This window comes from Massilia sp. YIM B02443, assembly GCF_030411955.1.
In the GTDB taxonomy this organism is placed as follows: Bacteria; Pseudomonadota; Gammaproteobacteria; order Burkholderiales; family Burkholderiaceae_D; genus Telluria.
In genome coordinates this window covers 1-15,761 of record NZ_JASNRA010000022.1, presented here as the reverse complement: position 1 = coordinate 15,761, position 15,761 = coordinate 1, and the positions used below count along the sequence as shown (strand labels likewise).

The window sequence follows — 15,761 nt, the reverse complement described above, 5'->3', positions numbered from 1 at the left end:
GCAAAGCGATGAGCGCTATCACTTTCGACACCGATACCGATACCATGGAATTCCAGAGAGACCTGGATGCACGCGGCCTGAATTGCCCGCTGCCCATCCTCAAAGCCAAGAAGGCGCTTGCCGAGATGGAGAGCGGCGAGGTGCTGCGCATCGTCGCCACCGACACCGGCTCCGTGCGCGACTTCCAGGCTTTCGCCAAACAAACCGGCAACGCCTTGTTGTCGCACTCGCACGTCAACGGCGAGTTCACTTTCCTGATGCGCCGCAAATAATCTGCCGGCAAAGCACAGCCCGTGACGGGGTGGCCACCCCGTCGACCGTCTCCCTGATAAGCTAACGAAAAAAATTAGGCGAATTCCTCTAGCTAAAAATCGCACGATCGTGCTTTAATTTAGCTCGTCGCCTGAATATCTCTTATAATCTAGGCCACTTTCGTTCGTCATCATTCTCATTTTCTAAAGGCACCCTATGAAAGTCCTGGTACCCGTCAAACGCGTGGTCGACTACAACGTCAAGGTCCGCGTCAAATCCGACGGCAGCGGCGTCGATATCGCCAACGTCAAAATGTCGATGAACCCGTTCGACGAGATCGCGCTGGAAGAAGCCACCCGCCTCAAAGAGGGCGGCAAGGTCACCGAAGTGGTGGCGGTATCGGTGGGCGTGACGCAGTGCCAGGAAACCCTGCGTACCGGCATGGCGATCGGCGCCGACCGCGGCATCCTGGTGGAAACCGCCGGCGACACCGAGCCGCTGGCCGTGGCCAAGATCATGAAGGCGCTGGCCGACAAGGAACAGCCACAGCTGATCATCCTGGGCAAGCAGGCGATCGACGACGACTCGAACCAGACCGGCCAGATGCTGGCCTCGCTGCTGGGCTGGCCACAAGCCACCTTCGCCTCGAAAGTCGTGCTGGAAGACGGCAAAGTCACCGTGACGCGCGAAGTCGACGGCGGCCTGGAAACCGTGGCCTTGACGCTGCCTGCGATCATCACCACCGACCTGCGCCTGAACGAGCCGCGCTACGTGACGCTGCCGAACATCATGAAGGCCAAGAAAAAGCCGCTCGAGACCGTCAAGCCGGAAGACCTGGGCGTGGACGTGACGCCGCGCCTGAAGACCCTGAAGGTCGTCGAGCCGGCCAAGCGCTCGGCCGGGGTCATGGTGCCGGACGTGGCGACCCTGGTGCAGAAGCTGCGCACTGAAGCCAAAGTCATCTGAGCCGTCGTCGTCAATTAAAAGATAGGAATCAACATGGTCGCATTAGTCATTGCTGAACACGACAACGGCTCCCTGAAGGGCGCCACCCACCACACCGTGACCGCGGCCGCCCAGTGCGGCGGCGACGTCCACATCCTGGTCGCCGGCTCGGGCTGCGGCGCTGCCGCCGAAGCCGCCGCGAAAATCGCCGGCGTGTCGAAAGTGCTGGTCGCCGACGCGCCGCACTTCGCCGACGGCCTGGCCGAGAATGTGGCCGAGCAGATCCTGGCCCAGGCTGCCTCCGGCGAGTACTCGCACATCCTGGCCCCGGCCACCGCCTTCGGCAAGAACATCCTGCCGCGCGTGGCCGCCAAGCTGGACGTGGCGCAGATTTCCGAAATCACCAAGGTCGATTCGCCCGACACCTTCGAGCGTCCGATTTACGCCGGTAACGCCATCGCCACCGTGCAGTCGAGCGACAAGGTGAAAGTCATCACCGTGCGCGGCACCGGTTTCGATGCCGCCGCCGAAGGTGGTTCGGCGGCGATCGAGAACGTCAGCGCCGTTGCCGACTCGGGCAAGTCGACGTTCGTCGGCCGCGAGCTGGCCAAGTCGGACCGTCCTGAACTGACCGCCGCCAAGGTCATCGTCTCGGGCGGCCGCGGCATCGGTTCGGCCGACAACTTCAAGATCCTGGAGCCGCTGGCCGACAAGCTGGGCGCCGCCATGGGCGCGTCGCGCGCCGCAGTCGACGCCGGCTTCGTGCCGAACGACTGGCAAGTGGGCCAGACCGGCAAGATCGTCGCCCCGACCCTGTACATCGCGGTCGGCATCTCGGGCGCGATCCAGCACCTGGCCGGCATGAAAGACTCGAAGACCATCGTCGCCATCAACAAGGACCCGGAAGCGCCGATCTTCTCGGTGGCCGACTATGGCCTGGTGGGCGACCTGTTCGAGGTCGTGCCGGAACTGGTCAAGGAACTGGGCTGATCCGCCGGCGCGGCGAGCACCAACGCCGCGCCCACTCGAATCGCCAAGAGCGCCGTTCCAGCTTGAGCCGGGACGGCGTTTTTTTTCGCATGCAAGAATAAACAGGAGACAAAGGTGAGCTACAACGCCCCGCTGAAGGACATGCAATTCGTGCTCAACGAGCTGGCCAACCTGCACCAGATCAGCCAACTGCCCGGCTGCGAAGACGCGACCCCGGACACCGTCGAGGCGGTGCTGGAAGAAAACGCCAAGTTCTGCGGCGAGGTGATCGCTCCGCTGAATCATGCGGGCGACAAGGAGCCGAGCTTCTGGAAGGACGGCAGCGTCACCACCTCGAAGGGTTTCCGTGAAGCCTTCCGCGCCTACGCCGACGCCGGCTGGCAAGGTGTCCAGCACCCGCAAGAGTTCGGCGGCCAGGGCTTGCCCAAGCTGGTGGCGACCCCGTGCATGGAAATGCTGCACGGCTCCAACCTGTCGTTCGCGCTGGCGGCCTTGCTGTCCGACGGCGCCATCGAGGCGCTGCTCACTGCCGGTTCCGACGAACAGAAAGCGCGCTTCCTCGAGCCGCTGGTCTCGGGCCAGTGGACCGGCACCATGAATCTGACCGAGCCGCAGGCCGGCTCCGACCTGGCCGCGGTGCGCACACGCGCCGAGCCGCAGGGCGACGGCACCTATAAAATCTTCGGCACCAAGATCTTCATCACGTATGGCGATCACGACATGACCGAGAACATCGTGCACCTGGTGCTGGCGCGCACGCCGGACGCGCCGCCGGGCGTGAAAGGCATCTCGCTGTTCATCGTGCCCAAGTTCATGATCAACGACGACGGTTCGCTGGGCGCGCGCAACGACGTGCACACCGTCTCGCTCGAACACAAGATGGGCATCAAGGCCAGCCCGACCGCGGTGCTGCAGTTTGGCGACAACGGCGGCGCCATCGGCACCCTGGTGGGTGAAGAGAACCGCGGCCTGGAATACATGTTCATCATGATGAATGCGGCCCGCTTCGGCGTCGGCATGCAGGGCATTGGCCTGGCCGAGCACGCCTACCAGCAGGCGGTGGCGTTCGCCAAGGAGCGCATCCAGTCGCGCGAAGTGGCTGGCTCGGCCGGTCCGGTGGCGATCATCAACCACCCGGACGTGCGCCGCATGCTGATGTCGATGCGCGCGCAGACCGAGGCGGCGCGCGCGCTGGCTTATGTCGGCGCGGCGCTGTCCGACCTGGCGCACCATCACCCTGATGAAGCGACGCGCACGGCCAACCTGGCGCTGTACGAATACCTGGTGCCGATCATCAAGGGCTGGTCGACCGAGATGAGCGAGAACGTGGCGCGTGACGGCGTGCAGGTGCATGGCGGCATGGGCTTCATCGAAGAGACCGGCGCGGCGCAGCACTATCGCGACGCCAAGATCCTGACCATTTATGAGGGCACGACCGCGATCCAGGCGAATGACCTGGTCGGCCGCAAGACGGTGCGCGATGGCGGTGCGGTGGCCAGGTCGCTGGTCGCGCAGGTGCGGGCGGTGCAGCAGCAGTTGGGCGACGTGCAGGGCGAGGATTTCGCGGCCATCGCGCGCCGGCTGGGAGAGGGTGCTGCGGCGCTGGAGTCCGTGGTCGAGTATGTCGTGGCGAACGTCAAGTCCGACGTGCGCGCAGTATTCGCGGGCAGCGTGACGTATCTGAAGCTGGCCGGGATCGTGCTGGGCGGCTGGCAGATGGCGCGCGCGGCGCTGGTGGCGCAACGGAAGCTGGAAGCGGGTGAGGGCGATGCGGCGTTTTATCGCGCCAAGATTGCAACGGCACGATTCTTCGCCGATCACATCCTGGTGCAGGCGCCAGGGATGGGTGCGTCGATCACCGAAGGCGCTGTTGGGGTGCTGGCGCTGGACGTAGAGCAGTTCTAAGGTCCGGCGGGCGGGCGTGCGGTTCAGCCGTACGCGCCGCCCGTGTACATGATGTCGAACAGGCGCGCGATCGTCCCGATCAGCACGATCGCCCCCACCATCACAGTGAGCACCAGCAGCACCGGCAACACCCAGTTCGAGCGCGACACCTTTCCACTTCCCGCATTGAAGCGCGCATCCCACTTCTCATCCGGCATCAACCCGAGCACCAGCGCCTCGAGATAGCCGGCGATGAACGACACCAGCACTGGCAGCACCACATAGAACGGATGCGGCTTCACCGCCCCATACAGGATTCCCATCACCGGCAGGCTGCACACGTGCAGCAGGCCGAGCCGGTCGACGCCTCCGCGCAGATAAAAGCGGTGCGCTCCCACTCCGCCCAGCAGCAGGGCCAGCAGGGTGGCGACGGTCTTGTTCTTGTGCGAAGCGGCCATGGGTCTTGTTCAATAGTTCAGGAAAACAACAGTATCAGCCAGAATGGCGGGAATGGCACGCCAAAGGCGACAGGCGGGGCAATCAGGGGAATGGCCGGTAGCGGTGCGACGAAAAATCGGGGATAATGGTGGATTCGGCTGGGACGGCGCGCCCTGTTGTCATTAACGCTTGCTGCTGTTCGGTGTCGCGCGCTATAATCGTCGACTTTCTCCGTCCAGAACAACTTTTTCGGAAATATTATGGTCGTTATTCGTTTGGCTCGTGGTGGCGCTAAAAAGCGTCCGTTCTTCAATATCGTTGCAACCGATTCGCGCAACCGTCGCGATGGTCGTTTCATCGAGCGCATCGGCTTCTACAACCCGATGGCTTCGGGCGCCGAAGTCGGCCTGCGTATCGCTGCTGACCGTCTGGCTCACTGGCAAGGCGTCGGCGCACAACTGTCGCCAACCGTCGCTCGTCTGGTCGCCCAGAACAAGCCGGCTGCTTGATATAGCAAGGTAGTGGATTTGAACGATTCAGCAGCAGGGGTGGCTATCCCCGACGACCTGGTCCAGGTCGGGCATGTGTCCGGTGCGTATGGAATCGTGGGCGGCATCCGTGTCACCCCGTATTCGACCGACGCCGATGCGCTGCTGAACGTCAAGACCTGGTGGATCGACAAGCCGGTCCTGCGCAGCGTCTCGGTACGTAGCGCAAAACTGCACGGTGGCGATGTTGTCGCCACCCTGGTCGGCATGCGCGACCGCGACGAAGCCGAGGCACTGAAAGGCGCCACGGTGCAAGTCGCGCGCAGCGAGTTCCCCCAGCTCGAGGAAGACGAGTATTACTGGTCCGACCTGATCGGTCTGGACGTGGTCAACCTGCAGGGCGAATCCCTGGGCAAGGTGACCGACATGATGCACAACGGCGCGCAATCGATTTTGCGCATCGCTCCGGTGGCCGATCCGGCCGTCGAAGCCAAGGCGCCCGAGCGCCTGGTGCCGTTCGTGGAGCAGTTCGTCAAGACTGTCGACCTCGACAAAAAACTGATTACCCTGGACTGGGGCCTCGATTTTTGAGCCAGTTCACAGCGGAGGAAGAGCGCGATGCAATTTGACGTCGTGAGCTTGTTCCCCGAGATGTTCGCCGCATTGACGCAGTCGGGCGTGACCCGGCGCGCTTTCGAGCAGAAGCGTTGGGGCCTGTCGTTGTGGAATCCACGCGATTTCACGCAAGACCGCCACCGCACCGTGGATGATCGCCCCTATGGCGGCGGCCCCGGCATGGTGATGCTGGCCAAGCCGCTCGAAGCGACGATCAATGCCGCAAAACAGCGTCAAACCGACCTCGGCCTGCCGAGCCCGCGCGTGGTGTTCATGTCGCCGCAAGGCAAGCCATTGACCCACGAACGTGCGATGGCGCTGAAGGACGAGCCGGGCCTGGTGATCCTGTGCGGCCGCTACGAAGCGGTGGACCAGCGCTTGCTGGACCGCTGCGTCGACGAAGAAATTTCGCTCGGCGACTTCGTACTGTCCGGCGGTGAATTGCCTGCCATGGCCCTGATGGACGCCGTGGTGCGCCTGATCCCGGGCGTGCTGGGCGACGATGCCTCGGCGGTCGAAGACAGCTTCGTCAACGGCCTGCTCGATTCGCCGCACTACACGCGGCCGGAAGTGTACGAAGAGATGCCGGTGCCGCCGGTCCTGATGGGCGGCAACCACGCCGAGATCGTCAAGTGGCGCCGCCAGCGCATGCTGGAAGCGACCGCGACGAAACGGCCCGATCTGCTGGACAAGGCGCGCGCCGCCGGCCAGCTGAGCAAGCACGATGAACAGTTTCTTGCAGGCTTAGTCAAACCTGCGGATTGAAGAATATGCGCCGGTAACACAGCGCATGCAATCGCGGGCATGTTGCCCACGGTTCAACCCCATCCTCTACTGGGCGTAGGTAGTGCCAGCAAGATGGTTAATGGAGTCATAAAAATGGATCTGATCCAACAACTCGAGCAAGAAGAAATCGCGCGCCTCGGCCGCACCATCCCTGATTTCGCACCAGGCGACACCGTTGTCGTCAGCGTCAACGTCGTCGAAGGCAACCGCAAGCGCGCCCAGGCATACGAAGGCGTGGTCATCTCGCGTCGTAACCGCGGCCTGAACTCGAACTTCATCGTTCGCAAGATCTCGTCGGGCGAAGGCGTCGAGCGTACGTTCCAGCTGTACTCGCCGCTGATCGCTTCGATCGAAGTCAAGCGTCGTGGTGATGTGCGTCGTGCGAAGCTGTACTACCTGCGTGAACGTTCGGGCAAATCGGCTCGAATCAAAGAAAAACTGCCGCAGCGTAAAGTTGCAGCTGCCAAAGTCGCTGCTGAGTAATAGCGATTGTGGAAAAGAAAAAGGCATCCGCGAGGATGCCTTTTTCTTTTCCAGTGCAACACATGCAACATCGTTAAGGACAAGCCCTTGCCCAAGTTCGTGTTCGATCCCACCCAGTTACCGGTTGCCGGCCTGGCCGGCGAGGCGCCGATCGCGCCCGAGCGCCTGCTGCCCGACGCCTTACGCGCGCGCTTTGCGCAAACCCGACCGTGGGATGCCGAGACGAGCCAGGAGGCCGTTGGACTGACCCAGCCGTTCCGGCGCGCTTCGGTGCTGGTGCCGCTGGTCGAGCGCCCCGACGGCGTCACCGTGCTATTGACGCGCCGCACCGACCACCTGTCCAGCCACGCCGGCCAGATCAGTTTCCCGGGCGGCCGCGCCGAAGAGTTCGACTCGTCGCCGATCGAAACCGCGCTGCGCGAGACCGAGGAGGAAATCGGCCTGCACCGGCGCCATATCGAGATCATCGGCGTGCTGCCGGAGCATTCCACCATCAGCGCCTACCGCGTGACGCCGGTGGTGGCGCTGGTCAAGCCGCCGTTCAAGCTGGTGCCCGATCCGGGCGAAGTGGCGGAAGCGTTCGAGGTACCGCTGGGCTTTTTGATGGATGGCCTGAACCACCAGCGGCGCGAGATCGAGCTGCCGCAGAACGCCGGCACACGGGCCTTCTACAGCATGCCGTACGAGCATTATTTCATCTGGGGCGCCACCGCCGCCATGCTGCGCAACCTGTTCCATTTCCTGCGCGCTTAATCTCGGCGTCTAGCCCGAGGTAACCCTTTCTTACAGGCCCGTATTTGATTCCGGCCGCCTTCTCCGCTATCGTAGCGGGGCAGTCGTATTGCCAAAACAAAAAAGGGTTCCTGAATGACATTTTTCTCCATCCTGTGCGCGCTGCTCATCGAGCAGCTGAAGCCGCTGCGCGCGGATAACCAGGTCTACGCCAGCATCAAAGGTCTTGCCGTGCGTATCGAGAGCTGGTTCAACGCAGGCGAGCAAAAAAATGGCCGTATGGGCTGGATCCTGATGATGCTGGCCCTGATGCTGCCGACCTGGCTGGTCCATTGGGTTTTCATGCGTTATAACCTGGTCTTTTTGGCGTTCACCTGGAACGTCCTGATCGTCTACCTGACCCTGGGTTTTCGCCACTACAGTCACTATTTCACTTCGATCCAGTTCGCCCTCAACGCCGGCGATGAACCGCGCGCGCGCGCCTTGTTGGCCGAGTGGGCGCGCATCGACACGGTCGGCATGGATGCGAGCGAGATCACCCGCATCGCCGTCGAGAAGTCGCTGATCACCACCCACCGCAACGTGTTCGGCGTGTTCTTCTGGTTCCTGATGCCGCTCGGGCCGGCCGGCGCGGTGATGTACCGGGTCTCGGAATACCTGTCGCGTGCCTGGAACGAGCCCGACCACATGCGCAACGAAGCCTTCGGCCAGTTCGCCGCCAAGGCCTTCTATTGGATTGACTGGGTGCCGGTGCGCCTCACCGCGGTCGCGTTCGCCGTGGTCGGCAATTTCGAAGATGCGATCTATGCCTGGCGCAACTTCGCCAGCCGCTGGGCCGACGAGGCGCGCGGCATCATCCTGTCGGCCGGCGGCGGCGCCATGGGTGTGCGCCTCGGCACGCCGAACGAAAATGCGCCACAATTGCTGCCGGCGGATGCGGCGGCGGTGGACCTGAGCGACAGCGAAAGCGACGTCATGCCGGGCGAAGAACCGAACGTGCGCGCCCTGCAGAGCACGGTGGGACTGGTATGGCGGGCGCTGATCCTGTGGATGATCCTGCTGCTGCTGACCTCGAGTGTGGCCTGGCTACGCTGATCGGGCACGGCGGCCCTCGTCCTCAAGTCTTCTATAAGATATAATACTGGTTGAGGTTGTTGTTATCCACGCAGTATTTTCTGTCTGAGCACGCAGGACTATGACCGACTTACCGCAGACCAAGGACGAAGAACTCTCTGGAGAGTTCTTTGTGCTGGGCATGACTAGCAAAGGCAAGCAATTTCGTCCCAGCGACTGGGCCGAGCGCCTGTGCGGCGTCATCGCCTGTTACGCTCCGCGCGCGGCCGGACCGAATGCGCATTTGAAGTACTCCCAGTACGTCCACCCGACTCTGGTGAACGGCGTCAAGGCGGTGGTCGTGAACCGCGCGCTGCAGAAGCTGGAGCCGCTGGCCTACCACTTCGTGGTCAGCTTCGCCAAGGACAACGACCTGCAGGTGGTCGACGCCTGTTTCGTTCCGCCGCCGGGCGGCGCCACGCCGGTGGTGCCGAAGCCGGGTCCGGCCTGAGTTTCCCGAGATTCTTTCCGCCACTGGCGCTTTGATTCAAATCAAAGCGCCAGTTTTGTTTTGGCCTAGCCTCAGGCGACAAATGCCCGGACCTTGATGCCGGGCAGGGGAGAGCATCATGCACATCGGCGAAATCTGTACCGTCCAGACCATCTGCTGCACGCGCGACGACACCGTGCAGGGCGCGGCCATGCTGATGCGGCGCCACCACGTCGGCGACCTGGTGGTGGTCGACGCCGACGGCGGCGGCAGCGTCCCGGTCGGCATCCTGACCGACCGCGACATCGTGATGGCGGTGATCGCGCCGGGCCTCGATCCGGCCAGCCTGCTGGCCGGCGACGTGATGAGCGACGACCTGCTGACCGCCAGCGAAACCGACGACGTCTACGAAACCATCGAGCGCATGCGCCTGCGCGGCATCCGCCGGGTGCCGGTGGTCGATGCGTCCGGCAATCTGAGCGGCATCGTCAGCGCCGACGACCTGCTCGAATTTCTGGCCGAAGAAATGGGCGAACTGTCGCGCATCGGTTCCTGGCAGCAGGCGCACGAACGGCGCGCGCGGCAATAGCGGCGCCGGTTTTCCCCAGCCGCTTTCCCCTTTGTCAACCCGCACTGCGCACAGGCAACGCAGCGCGGGCCGACCTGCTACCATCGCGGATGCAGGTGGGACGGCTGGCGTCCCGCCGTGATGACGGGACACCATGAAATTGATTCTCAAGCTGATCCTCAAGCGCGGCGTGGCCGTGCACGTAATGGCGGGCTGCCTGGCCCTGGTACTGACTCCTGCCGCCGTGGCGCAACCGGCCAAGTCTGCTGCAACGCCGGCTAAACCGGCCGCGGCCCTGCCCAAGGGCGTCACGCTCGGCCCTTCGGTCGAAGGCATCACCGAATACCGCCTGGCCAACGGCCTCAAGGTACTGCTGTTCCCGGACGCATCGCGCCCGACCGTGACCGTCAACGTGACCTACCTGGTCGGCTCGCGCCACGAGAACTATGGCGAGACCGGCATGGCCCACCTGCTCGAACACCTGCTGTTCAAGGGCGCGAAGAATAACAAGGACATCACCAGGCAGTTCGCCGAGCGCGGCATGCAGTTCAACGGCACCACGGGCGCCGACCGCACCAACTATTTCGAATCGTTCCAGGCCTCGAAGGAAAACCTGGACTGGGCGCTGCAGATGGAAGCCGACCGCATGGTCAATTCCTTCGTCTCCGGCGCCGACCTGGCGTCCGAAATGACGGTGGTGCGCAACGAGTTTGAAAGCGGCGAGAACAATCCATACGGCGTGCTGTTCAAGCGCATGCAGAGCGTGGCCTACGACTGGCATTCCTATGGCCGCTCGACCATCGGCAACCGCAGCGATATCGAAAACGTCCGCATCAAGAACCTGCAGGACTTTTATCGCACCTACTACCAGCCCGACAATGCAGTGCTGCTGGTGGCCGGCAAGTTCGATCCGGCCTCGACGCTCACGAATATCAACCGCCTGTTCGGCGCCATCCCGAAGCCGAAGCGCGAACTGCCGCCGTTCTGGACTGTCGAACCGACCCAGGACGGCGAGCGCAGCTTTGCGGTGCGGCGCCAGGGCGACGTCCAGATCGTCACGGTCGGCTACAAGATCCCGTCCGACCTGCACCCGCAAGCCGAAGCGCTCGGCTTCGCTTCCTCGATCCTGGGCGAGGCGCCCAACGGCCGCCTGCACAAGCTGCTGGTCGAGAGCGGCAAGGCGAGCCAGGTGTTCAGCTACGGCCAGACCGGCTATGCGCCCGGCCTGCAAATGTATGGCGCGGTGGTCAAGAAAGACGACCCGGTGGAGCCGGTGCGCGACGCGCTGATCCAGGCGGTCGAGGACCTGGCCAGGACCCCGCCCACAAAAGAAGAACTGGAGCGGGTGCGCCTGGCCTGGCTGAACGCGATCGAACGCAACCTGAACGAGCCGCAGGAAGTCGGCAAGGCGCTGTCCGAACCGGTCTCGCTGGGCGACTGGCGCATGTACTTCCTCAGCCGCGAGCGGGTGCAGAAGATGACGGCCGAGCAGATCACGGCCGCCGCCGCCGGCTACTACCTGCGCAGCAACCGCACGGTCGGCACCTTCATCCCCGAAGAAGCGTCGCAGCGCGCCGCCTTGCCGGCGGCGCCGACCGCAGCTGAAGCTTTGAAGGACTTCAAGCCGGCGGCCTCGACCCTGGTGGCGGAAGACTTCGACCCGAGTCAGGCCAACATCATGAAGCGCACCACGGTGACCACCGCCGGCGGCATGAAACTGGCGCTGCTGCCGAAGAAGAACCGCGGCGAAACCGTGACCGTCGACCTGCGCCTGCATCAAGGCGACGAGAAAAGCCTGTTCGATAAAGGGATCGTGCAGGGCATGACCATGTCAATGCTGGTGCGCGGCACCTCGCGCTACACGCGCGCCCAGCTGGCCGACGAGTTCAGCCGCCTGAAGATCGCCGGTTTCCCGACCAGCTTCCAGACCACGCGCGCCAACCTGCCCGAAGCGCTGAAGCTGATGGCCCACGTGCTGAAGGAGTCAAACTTCCCGGAAAGCGAGTTCGAGCAGATGCGCAAGCAGGTGCTGGTGTCGTTCGAATCGAGCCGCAACGAGCCGCAGAGCGTGGCCAGCTACGCCCTGGGACGCCATTTCAACCGCTATCCGCGCGGCGACGTGCGCTATTCCGGCACGCTGGATGAAGCGATCGACGACGTCCAGAAAGTGCGCCTGGAAGACGTCAAGGCCTTCCACCGCGACTTCTACGGCGCCAGTCCGGCCGAGATGGCGATCGTGGGCGACTTCGATCCCAAGGAAATCACGCCGCTGGTGACCGAACTGTTCGGTTCGTGGCGCGCCAGGCAGCCGTCCGCGCCGGTGCTCGATACCTACGCCGACGTCAAGCCGGCCACCCTGGTGCTGGACACCCCGGACAAGGAAAACGGGTTCTACAGCGCCCGGATCAACCTCGACCTGAACGTCGACGACGCCGACTATCCGGCCTTGAGCCTGGCCAACTACATCTTCGGCGAGGGCGGCCTGAAGTCGCGTCTGATGGACCGCATCCGCCAGAAAGAGGGCCTGTCCTACGGCGGCGGCTCGAGCCTGTCGGCCGGCACGCTCGACCGCGCGGGCAGCTTCAGCATCGGCGCGATTGCCGCGCCGCAGAACCTGGCCAAGGTGGACGCGGCGGTGCGCGCCGAGCTGGCGCGTGCGCTCAAGGACGGCTTCACGGCCGAGGAACTGGCGGGCGCCAAGTCCGGCATCATGCAGCAGCGCCTGCAGGCGCGCACCGACGACGGCGCCCTGGCTTCGGGCTGGACCAATTACCTGTATCGCAACAAGACCTATGAATGGTCGGCCGAATTCGAGCGCAAGCTGAACGCCGTGACGCTGGCGCAATTGAACGCGGCTTTCCGCAAAACGGTCGATCCGGCAAAGCTGTCGGTGGCGATCGCAGGCGATCAGGAAAAAGCGAAAACGGGGAGTGCGGGTGCTTCGGTGGCGATAACGAAAAGTATGCGCTAATCGCAACAAATTCCCGACAAATGCCGTCTGCATTGTGACAAGGGGAGAACGCTTGCGCTAGAATGTTTCCTTTTGGAAGCAAAAGTTTCTCTCAGGGAGTATCATGAAGGCCATCAGCAAGCAGCAGCCGGCAAGCAGTCCGTCGTTTACCGGCAAGGTCGTCCTTGTCACCGGCGCGGCGAGCGGGATCGGCCGCGCGATCGCCCTGGCGTTCGGCCGCGCCGGCGCCTGCGTCGTGGTGGCCGACACCTCGATCGAGGGCGGCCACGCGACGGCCGCCATGATCGTCGAGTCCGGCGGCAAGGCGCTGTTCGTGCAAAGCAATGTGACGCGTGCGAGCGAGGTCGAAGCGCTGGTCGAGAAGACCATCAACTACTATGGCCGGCTCGACTATGCGGTGAACAATGCCGCGGTCGAGGAAGAGCGCCAGCTGCTGGCCGATACCGAGGACGAGCAGTACGAGCGCATCATGAACGTCAACGTCAAGGGCGTCTGGCTGTGCATGAAGTACCAGCTGCGCCAGATGCTCAAGCAGGGCGGCGGCGCGATCGTCAACATGGCCGGCGTCGCCGGCCTGGTCGGCCTGCCGAACCACGCCATCTACGCCGGCAGCAAGCACGCGGTGGTCGGCATGTCGAAGAGCGCCGCCGCCGAGTACGCGCGCGAAGGCATCCGCGTCAACGTGCTGTGCCCGGGCGCGGTCAAGACGCCGATGCTGGCGCGCCTGGTCGAACGCGATGCGGGCAGCGAGAAGCGGCTCAAGGCCTCGCATCCGATGGGACGATTTGCCGAGGCGGCGGAGATTGCGCAGGCGGCGTTGTGGTTGTGCTCGGATGGAGCGTCGTACGTCAACGGGCACGAGATGGTGGTGGATGGCGGGTATACCGCGGTCTGAACCACGGTAGTCCGCTATCCTGAAAACCGTCGTTCCCGCGCAGGCGGGAACCTAAGTCTTGCATGAGCAGCTGCTTACTTTGTCGTTTGTAGCTACGGAACGAACTTGGGTTCCCGCCTTCGCGGGAACGACGGTTTCAAGGGTAACCAAGCGCTCAACTTGTGCACTTGGCTGTGTGCATTCAAGCACTCAGCTCCCCCACGAAATCGACCATATCCCCGCGATAATACGACCGGCAAAACTCCACCGCCCGTCCATCCGCCAGCAAGCCCAGGCGCTCCACGCACAAGCCCGCATCCCCATCGCGCGCCCGTAGCAGTCGCGCCTGCTCGCCCCCGAGCAGCACGGCCGACAAGCGCTGCCGCGCCCGCACCGGCTGGTGCCCCGGCGCCGCCAGCGCCTCGTACAGCGAGTCCGCGACCGCCTCCGGCGACGACAAGGCGAACCCGGCGACGGTCGCATACTCCACGCACATCGGCGTGCCGTCCGCGCAGCGCAGACGATGCAGGCGTAGCACCGGTGAGCCCGGCGGCAAGTCCAGGCGCAGCGCTTCCTCGGGCGTGACCACGCCGGCGGCGCGCTTGAGCCAGGTGCTGCCCGGCGTGCGGCCACGTGCGCGCATGTCTTGCGTGAACGAGTTGAGCGTCGAGAACTGCTTTTCGATGCGGCCGTTGACGAAGTTGCCCGAGCCGGCGCGCCGCACCAGCAGGCCTTGCGCGACCAGCACGTCGATTGCCTTGCGCACCGTGATGCGCGACACGCCCAGTTCCAGCGCCAGCTGGCGCTCGGCGGGCAGGGCGGCGGAGGGGCCGAGCCTGCCTTCTTCGATCGCCTGGCGCAGGGCGTGCTCGAGCTGCGCGTACAGCGGCAGCTTGCCGCCGCTGGCCTGCGCGGCGTCGTGCATCATCTGGAACAGGGGATTCATGCGGCCAGGCTTTATTTTGGCCGCGGATCCTTGAGCGGCTGCTTGACGATCGCCACCCGGCCGGCGCGCACTTCGCGCACGGCGGTGGCCACGGCGCGCGCCACGTTGCGCGTTTCTTCCTGCACTGCGGTGTCCTTGTCAAACGTCTCGTGGCTGTCGGCGTACGATTCGTAATAGCCGATGAAGCGGTCGAGCTGGCCGAAGCTGCCCGAGTTGAGCAGGCCCATCCATTCGAGCCAGTCCGACAGTGAGCGGCGCGTCCCTTCGATGCCGGCCACGTCGCCGTGCACCAGCAGGCCATAGGCGCGCCCGGCCAGGTGCTTCGGATAGTCCCAGCCGTCGCGCTCGATCTGCTTGGCTTCCTCGGCCTTCTTGCCGTGGGTCGACGACGGGTCGGGATTGCCGCCGTCGGCGCACACCAGGCGGTCGATCATGAGCTTGAGCACGGCTGGGGTCTGGTACCAGTAGACCGGCGTGATGATGATCACGCCGTGGGCCAGCACCCAGCGCTCGTAGATTTCGTTCATCCAGTCGTTGACCTGGCGCTCGGCATGATTCGGGTAGCAGCTGCACGGCCAGTGGCACAGCGGCATCGCGGTCGAGACGCAGCCCTTGCATGGGTGGATGTGGCGGTCGTAGTCCGAGTTCAGCAGGCTCAGGTCGAGCACGTCGGCCTCGAAGCCGTCTTCCATCAGCACCTCGCGCGCGATCTGGGACATGCGCCAGCTCTTGGACATTTCGCCAGGGCAGGTGCCGTCATTGCGCGCCGAGGCGTTGATGATCAGGATGCGGTTGCGCCAGTCGGGATCTTTCTGGTGGCGTTCGGCGGCCAGCAGGCGGTCGCGCGCTTCCTTCCATTCCACCGACAGGTCGTACGACGGGTCGGCGAATTCAGGACCGGCCTTGACCGTGTGCGGCGCCTTGCGGCTATTGGTGTAGGCGTCCCAGGCGACTTCCTCGATTGCCGACAGTTGCTGTTCCAGTTCGCCGTAGCCGGGATCCTGGAACGCGCGCCGGAAGCGCAGGTGGAATTCGTTGCGTCCCAGTTTGGCAGGTGCCTGTCCCTTGCGCACTGTCGTCGTCATGTCGCATCCGATGCAAATAGGGCAATTATCGGTTGGGGTCGGCGCGGCTAATGTACGGGCGCGCACACAGGAAGGGATCAGCCTCAGGGCGACGGGACAGCGTGAACCGCGGAAGAAAAAAGGCGCTGTCATCGTTAGCTGTGGATGAGCACTGAACTGTC

17 protein-coding genes are annotated in these 15,761 nt (G+C 64.0%); 14 read left to right on the top strand and 3 right to left on the bottom strand.

What is annotated here, in order from left to right; genetic code table 11:
• The first annotated feature begins 44 nt into the window (after positions 1-44).
• From QPK27_RS19650 to QPK27_RS19635, 4 genes are all read left to right on the top strand, one after another.
• The gene (locus QPK27_RS19650; RefSeq protein WP_290419921.1) at positions 45-272 is read left to right on the top strand and encodes a sulfurtransferase TusA family protein; all 228 of its coding nucleotides are present in this window, start codon (positions 45-47) and stop codon (positions 270-272) included.
• A gap of 196 nt (positions 273-468) precedes the next feature.
• Positions 469-1,218: an electron transfer flavoprotein subunit beta/FixA family protein gene (locus QPK27_RS19645; RefSeq protein WP_290419863.1), complete on the top strand. Its 750-nt coding sequence runs from the start codon at positions 469-471 to the stop codon at positions 1,216-1,218.
• A 33-nt stretch (positions 1,219-1,251) separates the two neighbouring features.
• Entirely contained in the window at positions 1,252-2,187 is a 936-nt protein-coding gene (locus QPK27_RS19640) for an electron transfer flavoprotein subunit alpha/FixB family protein (RefSeq protein ID WP_290419862.1), read from the top strand.
• A gap of 114 nt (positions 2,188-2,301) precedes the next feature.
• Entirely contained in the window at positions 2,302-4,092 is a 1,791-nt protein-coding gene (locus tag QPK27_RS19635) for an acyl-CoA dehydrogenase (protein WP_290419861.1), read from the top strand.
• Between the two features lie 23 nt (positions 4,093-4,115).
• On the opposite strand, the gene QPK27_RS19630 is transcribed toward QPK27_RS19635, so the two are convergent.
• A complete protein-coding gene (locus QPK27_RS19630; RefSeq protein WP_290419860.1) occupies positions 4,116-4,529 on the bottom strand; it encodes an NINE protein in 414 nt (137 codons plus the stop codon).
• A gap of 240 nt (positions 4,530-4,769) precedes the next feature.
• On the opposite strand from QPK27_RS19630, the gene rpsP reads away from it, so the two are divergent.
• From rpsP to QPK27_RS19580, 10 genes are all read left to right on the top strand, one after another.
• Positions 4,770-5,018, top strand: coding sequence for a 30S ribosomal protein S16 (rpsP, locus tag QPK27_RS19625; RefSeq protein WP_005668882.1), 249 nt, complete (start codon positions 4,770-4,772; stop codon positions 5,016-5,018).
• 39 nt (positions 5,019-5,057) lie between these two features.
• Positions 5,058-5,588 carry a ribosome maturation factor RimM gene (gene rimM / locus QPK27_RS19620; protein ID WP_290419859.1) on the top strand — a complete coding sequence of 177 codons (531 nt, stop codon included), beginning with the start codon at positions 5,058-5,060 and terminating at the stop codon, positions 5,586-5,588.
• Between the two features lie 27 nt (positions 5,589-5,615).
• Positions 5,616-6,377 (top strand): tRNA (guanosine(37)-N1)-methyltransferase TrmD, encoded by a 762-nt coding sequence (trmD, locus tag QPK27_RS19615; RefSeq protein WP_290419858.1) that lies wholly within the window; start codon positions 5,616-5,618, stop codon positions 6,375-6,377.
• A 114-nt stretch (positions 6,378-6,491) separates the two neighbouring features.
• Positions 6,492-6,881: a 50S ribosomal protein L19 gene (gene rplS, locus QPK27_RS19610; RefSeq protein WP_290419857.1), complete on the top strand. Its 390-nt coding sequence runs from the start codon at positions 6,492-6,494 to the stop codon at positions 6,879-6,881.
• A gap of 87 nt (positions 6,882-6,968) precedes the next feature.
• The gene (locus QPK27_RS19605; RefSeq protein WP_290419856.1) at positions 6,969-7,634 is read left to right on the top strand and encodes a CoA pyrophosphatase; all 666 of its coding nucleotides are present in this window, start codon (positions 6,969-6,971) and stop codon (positions 7,632-7,634) included.
• Positions 7,635-7,748: 114 nt separating this feature from the next.
• A complete protein-coding gene (locus QPK27_RS19600; protein WP_290419855.1) occupies positions 7,749-8,708 on the top strand; it encodes a CobD/CbiB family protein in 960 nt (319 codons plus the stop codon).
• A 100-nt stretch (positions 8,709-8,808) separates the two neighbouring features.
• Positions 8,809-9,177, top strand: coding sequence for a DUF3579 domain-containing protein (locus QPK27_RS19595; RefSeq protein WP_290419854.1), 369 nt, complete (start codon positions 8,809-8,811; stop codon positions 9,175-9,177).
• A gap of 118 nt (positions 9,178-9,295) precedes the next feature.
• A complete protein-coding gene (locus QPK27_RS19590) occupies positions 9,296-9,745 on the top strand; it encodes a CBS domain-containing protein (protein ID WP_290419853.1) in 450 nt (149 codons plus the stop codon).
• Between the two features lie 133 nt (positions 9,746-9,878).
• Positions 9,879-12,695 carry a pitrilysin family protein gene (locus QPK27_RS19585; protein ID WP_290419852.1) on the top strand — a complete coding sequence of 939 codons (2,817 nt, stop codon included), beginning with the start codon at positions 9,879-9,881 and terminating at the stop codon, positions 12,693-12,695.
• A 103-nt stretch (positions 12,696-12,798) separates the two neighbouring features.
• The gene (locus tag QPK27_RS19580) at positions 12,799-13,590 is read left to right on the top strand and encodes an SDR family oxidoreductase (protein WP_290419851.1); all 792 of its coding nucleotides are present in this window, start codon (positions 12,799-12,801) and stop codon (positions 13,588-13,590) included.
• Between the two features lie 181 nt (positions 13,591-13,771).
• Here QPK27_RS19580 and QPK27_RS19575 read toward each other — a convergent pair whose 3' ends face one another.
• Both QPK27_RS19575 and QPK27_RS19570 read right to left on the bottom strand, forming a co-directional pair.
• Positions 13,772-14,515 (bottom strand): GntR family transcriptional regulator, encoded by a 744-nt coding sequence (locus QPK27_RS19575; protein WP_290419850.1) that lies wholly within the window; start codon positions 14,513-14,515, stop codon positions 13,772-13,774.
• Positions 14,516-14,526: 11 nt separating this feature from the next.
• On the bottom strand, positions 14,527-15,600 hold the full coding sequence (locus QPK27_RS19570) for a flavodoxin family protein (RefSeq protein WP_290419849.1): 1,074 nt from the start codon (positions 15,598-15,600) through the stop codon (positions 14,527-14,529).
• Positions 15,601-15,761: the final 161 nt, after the last annotated feature.